At 53.9% G+C, this 5931-nt stretch carries 7 protein-coding genes; 5 read left to right on the forward strand and 2 right to left on the reverse strand.

The genetic code is table 11. From position 1 onward, the window contains the following. The coding region (locus VIN66_RS13845) for a nitroreductase family protein (RefSeq protein WP_331924527.1) at positions 1 to 400 on the forward strand (400 nt) is incomplete at its 5' end. 9 nt (positions 401 to 409) lie between these two features. Here VIN66_RS13845 and VIN66_RS13850 read toward each other — a convergent pair. Together VIN66_RS13850 and VIN66_RS13855 are read right to left on the reverse strand one after the other, a co-directional pair. After that, positions 410 to 1030: a LysE family translocator gene (locus VIN66_RS13850; protein ID WP_331924533.1), complete on the reverse strand. Its 621-nt coding sequence runs from the start codon at positions 1028 to 1030 to the stop codon at positions 410 to 412. A gap of 124 nt (positions 1031 to 1154) precedes the next feature. Further along, the gene (locus tag VIN66_RS13855; protein ID WP_331924528.1) at positions 1155 to 1391 is read right to left on the reverse strand and encodes a heavy-metal-associated domain-containing protein; all 237 of its coding nucleotides are present in this window, start codon (positions 1389 to 1391) and stop codon (positions 1155 to 1157) included. Between the two features lie 164 nt (positions 1392 to 1555). Between VIN66_RS13855 and VIN66_RS13860 the strand changes: the two genes are divergently transcribed. The 4 genes from VIN66_RS13860 to VIN66_RS13875 form a co-directional block, all read left to right on the forward strand. Next, positions 1556 to 3922, forward strand: a complete 2367-nt coding sequence (locus VIN66_RS13860; protein WP_331924529.1) for a heavy metal translocating P-type ATPase — start codon at positions 1556 to 1558, stop codon at positions 3920 to 3922. Between the two features lie 13 nt (positions 3923 to 3935). After that, the gene (cueR, locus tag VIN66_RS13865; protein ID WP_331924530.1) at positions 3936 to 4340 is read left to right on the forward strand and encodes a Cu(I)-responsive transcriptional regulator; all 405 of its coding nucleotides are present in this window, start codon (positions 3936 to 3938) and stop codon (positions 4338 to 4340) included. A 201-nt stretch (positions 4341 to 4541) separates the two neighbouring features. Next, positions 4542 to 5432: a DUF4394 domain-containing protein gene (locus VIN66_RS13870; protein ID WP_331924531.1), complete on the forward strand. Its 891-nt coding sequence runs from the start codon at positions 4542 to 4544 to the stop codon at positions 5430 to 5432. Further along, positions 5422 to 5931: methylamine utilization protein (locus tag VIN66_RS13875; RefSeq protein WP_331924532.1), on the forward strand; the 510-nt coding region annotated here is incomplete at its 3' end. The genes VIN66_RS13870 and VIN66_RS13875, both read left to right, overlap by 11 nt.

Here is a 5931-nt window from a genome sequence, read left to right on the forward strand (position 1 = left end):
GTTTGCCGCCTGGGATAACTACACGCCAGAGCGGATTAACAGCATGTTCGATCTGGTGAATGAGCAGCGCGGTTTTAAAAACGAAGGTTGGGAAGCGTACCGGCAGCAGCTGCTAAACCACTATCCACAGCGCCCTGCACAACAAAACTTTGAACATGCCGCCCGTCAGGCGTATATCGGCTTAGGTTCTGCCCTGCTGGCAGCGGCTGAGCAAGGCATTGATGCGACGCCGATGGAAGGTTTTGAACCGGAGAAAGTCGACCAGATCCTGAACCTGGCAGAACTTGGCCTGAAGTCAGTCTTGCTATTGCCGCTGGGTTACCGCGAGGTTGAAGGCGACTGGCTGGTAAACCTGAAAAAGGTTCGCCGCAGCAAAGCCGATTTTATTATCCAGCGTTAATTAAGCACATCACGCTAGCATCCAAAGCGCCACGCCAAACATCAGGCTGGCGCCGATGCGGTTTAAGTACTGCACCCGGTTGGCTTTGCCAAAAAACAGCGCTAAGGCTTTACCACCGCTGGCGTACAGCAGCATAGAGCCAAATTCCAGCAGAATAATAATCGCCACCAGCACCAGCAATTGCGGCCAGAACGCCAATTCGCTATCGATAAAGGGTGGCAACAGGGCCATATGAAACGCCCAGCCTTTAGGGTTAGATACCGCGGTAATAAAGCCCTGGCTAAACAGCGTGCGCCTTGGCAGCAACGCCGGCAACTCACCCGGCTGTGGCAAAGCCAGTTTGCCCTTCGCCCGCCACATCTGCAGCCCTATGTAGCCAAGGTAACAAGCCCCGGCAATTTTAAACCACTGAAATACCGCCGGAAACTGCAGCATTATCGCTGCCACGCCACATACCGCCAGTATTGCCACCAGCGCCACGCCAAGCATTTCGCCCCACATCATCCATAGGGTACGGCGCACGCCCTGGTTCATACCCAGTGTCATCGCCAGCGTCATGCACATGCCAGGCGTGACTGAAACAAACAAAAAGGTAGGAATAAACGCACCCATCAACGCCAGATTAACCATAAACACCTCTACTGCTGAGGGCTGCTATTCTGATGCTTTACCGCCCGGGCAGCAATAGCGGTATTGACGCTATGTGGTTCAACCAGCGGGTAAGTTAAAAAGCCACCCTGAGGTGGCTTTTTCGTTAGGCGCTGTGGCAGGTGTTAGCTGGATTGCAGCAGTTGGCTTTGACTTCCGTCGCCGGATAGCCCGCTGCGGTTAAGACGTCTATAACCTCTGCAGGGCTAAGGTCACTGCTTAGCTGCAGCGTTTTGTCGGTTAAATTGACCTCAACTTTAGCATCAGTGTCGGCGGCAAGGATGGCTTTGGTAACCATGCTCACGCAATGGCCACATGTCATGTCAGCGATATGGAATTTCATGGTGTTTCTCTCCTGTAGTGCGTTCATGACACAAGCTAAAGCTTGCCACTGTGGTACAGTCAAGCGGCTATTTTAAATTTCTTTGAAAGTTGTTTGACCTTGCCATAATGGTAAGGTTTAGCCTTGTTATGCCTGATAACATTCTGCAACCCGGAGTAACTGATATGGCAGCAACAATACAACTTGCAATAAAGGGCATGACCTGTGCGTCCTGCGCGAAACGGATTGAAAATGCACTGCGCGCTGTGGCCGGTGTGACATCAGCCAACGTCAACCTGGCGACGGACATGGCAACGGTAGCAGGCGATGCCCGCTTTGACGAGCTTAGTGCGGCGGTAACCAGTGCCGGCTATGAACTGGAAACCGCTAACCGGCAATATGCGGTAAAAGGCATGACCTGCGCGTCTTGTGCCGGCCGGGTTGAAAAAAGCCTGTTAAAGGTGCCTGGCGTGATAAGTGCCTCGGTAAACCTGGCCACAGAGCAGGTTAGCCTGACCCTGTTACCGGATACAGAAGACAGCGCCCTGAAACAGGCCATTGCCGATGCCGGTTATGAGCTGATCCTCAGCCAGGCTTCGCCTGAGGCAGAAAATACTCCAGCCACACCACCGCGGTTTTATCAGCGAGACAGCTGGCCGGTGATCGGTGCAGCCCTGCTGACATTGCCATTAGTTTTACCAATGGTAGGCATGTTGTTTGGCGCCGACTGGATGTTGCCCGCGTTGTGGCAATGGCTGTTAGCAACACCGGTACAATTTTACTTTGGCGCCCGTTTTTACAAAGCCGGCTGGCATGCACTTAAAGCGGGCACCGGCAATATGGACTTACTGGTATCAATTGGTACCAGTGCGGCTTATGGCTTATCGCTTTATCTGTGGTACAGCTTTGATGGGCATCATGGCGCACCGCACCTGTACTTTGAAAGTGGCGCGGCGGTATTAACCCTGGTGTTGCTGGGTAAGTTGCTGGAGAAACGCGCCAAGCGGCGTACCACCGATGCGCTGCAAGCGCTGGAAAACTTAAAACCGACATCAGCCAGTGTCTGGCGCAATAATGGCTGGCACAGTATTGCAGCCGCTGAGCTGGTTAAAGGTGATCGCATTCAGGTGCTGCCGGGTGAACGTATACCGGCCGACGGCATAGTGACAGAGGGCAGCAGCCATGTGGATGAAGCGCTTATCAGCGGAGAGAGTGTGCCGCTGCATAAAACCACTGGCGATAAAGTGACGGGCGGCTCGGTTAATCTCGATGGCCGGCTGGAGTTTGAGGCCAGTGCCCTGGGTGCAGAATCAACCTTGTCAAAAATTATCCGCCTGGTAGAGCAGGCCCAGGGGGCGAAAGCACCGGTGCAAGCTCTGGTGGATAAAATAAGCAGTATCTTTGTACCGGTAGTATTACTGGTCGCCTTAGCCACAGTGCTGATTTGGGGCATAGGCTTTGCCGATTGGCAACAAGGTATTCTTAATGCGGTTGCGGTATTGGTTATTGCCTGTCCCTGTGCTTTGGGTCTGGCCACTCCAGCGGCCATTATGGCTGGCACCGGCACGGCGGCGCGCCAGGGCATTTTGGTGAAAGATGCTGTCGCGCTGGAGCAGGCGACAAAAATTGATTATGTCGTGTTTGATAAAACCGGCACCCTCACCGAGGGCAAACCCGTATTAACGCAGCTAAACGCGCTTAACAATGAAACTGAGCTGGCAGCACTGGCCTATGCGTTGTCACAGTACAGCGAGCATCCGTTGGCCAAGGCGATTGTCAGCTACGCCAATAGCCACAATGTAGACTTATTGCCGGTATCGGATTTTGCTGTGGTGGCCGGGAAAGGCGTGAAAGCTAACGTCAAAGGCCGTGCGGTGATGCTGGGCTCGGGTAGCTGGATGCGCGAGATGGGGCTGACGCTACCGCAAGATCTTATCGCTGTACCGGGCGCCTCGGTATCCTGGCTGGCAGAGAAAACTGCTCAGGGCACGACATTACTCGGTTTGCTGTGCTTTGCTGATAAAGCCAAAGCCCAGGCAAAAAATGCGGTACATAAATTACAAGCTGCCGGTATTCGGGTATCCATGTTAACCGGTGACTCTTTAGCCAGCGCCGAGTATGTCGCCAAAGAGCTGGGACTGGACAATTTTGACGCCGAAGTGCTGCCGCAGGGTAAAGCTGAAGCCGTAGCGGCCTATCAGCAGCAGGGTTACAAAGTGGCGATGGTGGGTGATGGCATTAATGATGCCCCCGCTTTGGCGCAGGCCGATTTAGGTATAGCGATGGCAACCGGTACCGATGTTGCTGTAAGTGCGTCGGCATTTACGCTGATGCGTGGCGATCCGGAACTGGTTGCGACAGCACTGCTGCTCGCCAGTGCAACCTACCGTAATATTCAGCAAAATCTGTTCTGGGCCTTTGCCTTTAATACTATCGGTATACCGCTGGCGGCGCTGGGCTTTTTAAACCCGGTGATTGCCGGCGCAGCGATGGCCTGTAGCAGTGTACTGGTGGTAACCAATGCCCTGCGTTTGCAACGCATGTCTTTTTAATAAGGAGCGACATATGGCGACCTTACTGACCATTGGTGATGCGGCAAAAGCGAGTGGCTTAAGCGCTAAAATGATCCGGCACTATGAGCAATCCGGTTTGCTGAAAAAATCGCCACGCACCGATGCCGGTTACCGGCTTTACAACACTGAGCAAATTAACCAGCTACGTTTTATTCGTCAGGCACGCAACCTGGGGTTTTCGTTACACGATATCCAGTCGCTGCTGGCATTATGGCAAGACCCACAGCGTGAAAGCCGGGCGGTAAAACAGCTGGCTCAGCAACACCTGGATGAAATTGCCGGCAAAATTGCCGAGCTGCAGCATATGCAGCAGGTGCTGACGGCGTTGGCCGACAGCTGCCGGGGCGATGGCAGCCCACATTGCCATATTTTGCAGCAACTGGCGAAACCCGGCTGAAACCCTGCCTAGCGCGCGCGGCTTCACCATGCTGCAATCATCAGGCTGAACTGTATCGGCTTAGCAACCGTAACTACAGAGCAGTTTTATGATAACTCGACAACCGTCACTTGACTGCAAACTGTTCTTGCTACACTGTTGCAGCATTAACGATGCAGTATCAGTACCTTAAACAGCGTCACAGCCGAAAAGGACCCACCTATGCACTCTATGTTCAAGCGCCGCCCCACTGTTAGTACAGCCATGCGTATTGCCGCCGGCAGTTTAATGTCTGCGGCGGTTTTTTCAGCCGGTATCAGCGCCGCCACCATGCCACAGCTTAAAGGTAACGAAACCCTGTGGCTGCTGAGTGACGCCAACCAGTTGATCAAAGTAAACCCATCTGCACCTGACAAAGTGCTTGAACAAAAAGCTGTAACCGGGCTTAGCGCCGGTGAAGAACTGCTTGGTATCGATTACCGCGTTGCCTATGGCGTGCTGTTTGCCTTTTCCAGTAAAGGCCAGTTATACACTGTGGATACAGCAAGCGGCGCCTTAACTGCAGTCGGCACACCGTTAGCGGCAGGCACGCTGAAAAGCGGCCAATCCGGTTTTGATTTTAACCCGGCAGCAGACCGTATTCGCGTAGTGAACGAGCATGGCCAGAACCTGCGCCTGCACCCGGTCACCGGCGAAATCGCCTCAACCGATCCTGATCTGCAGTATGCGCCGGGCGATGCCCATTTTGGCCAACAGCCAGCGGTAATCGCGGCTGCCTATACCTATAACCAGCAGGACAGTAAGCTGACCACCAACTACGCCATCGATAAAACCAGCGCTAATCTGCTGACCCAGGGCACGGTAGAAGGCAGCAGCCCGGCGGTATCCCCTAACACCGGCCAGTTATATACCGTGGGTAGCCTGGGGCTGGCAGAGTTACAGCAAGTGTCGTTTGATATTTCTGATCTGAAAAACATCGCGCTGATCGCGGTCAGCACCGTGGCAGAGCCAGACAGCAGCTTATATCAGGTTGATTTAACCACTGGCAAAACAACTAAACTCGGCAAGCTGTCTGATGGCAAAGCGCTGCGTGGTATTGCGATTGAGCCATAATCTGCTGCATAGCGTCATAACGATGGCCGCGATGTTGCTGCCATCGATGGTGCTGGCTGCACAGCTAAAAGTGCAGGTGCGGGACAACCAGGGCAATGCCGCTTCGGGTGCCGTGGTGTTTCTTGAATCTGCCGCCGCGGCGGCAGCCGTTCAGCCGGCACCTCTTGCCAACATAGTGCAACGCGACAAAACATTCGTACCCGAGATACTGGTGATCCCGCGCGGCACCGCGGTAACCTTCCCGAATGAAGATACCGTGCGCCACCATGTGTATTCGTTTTCGGCCATTAAACCGTTTGAAATTAAGCTATATGTAGGCACCCCGACCAAGCCGGTGGTGTTTGACCAAAGTGGCGTCGCCGCGCTGGGCTGCAATATTCATGACCATATGATTGCCTGGGTAGTGGTGCTGGACACGCCCTACTACAGCCACGTGAACAACCAGGGGCTGGCCGTGCTGGACAACATCCCCTCAGGAGATTACACGTTAAGGGTGTGG

Source organism: Rheinheimera sp. (genome assembly GCF_036568245.1).
GTDB lineage: Bacteria > Pseudomonadota > Gammaproteobacteria > Enterobacterales > Alteromonadaceae > Alishewanella.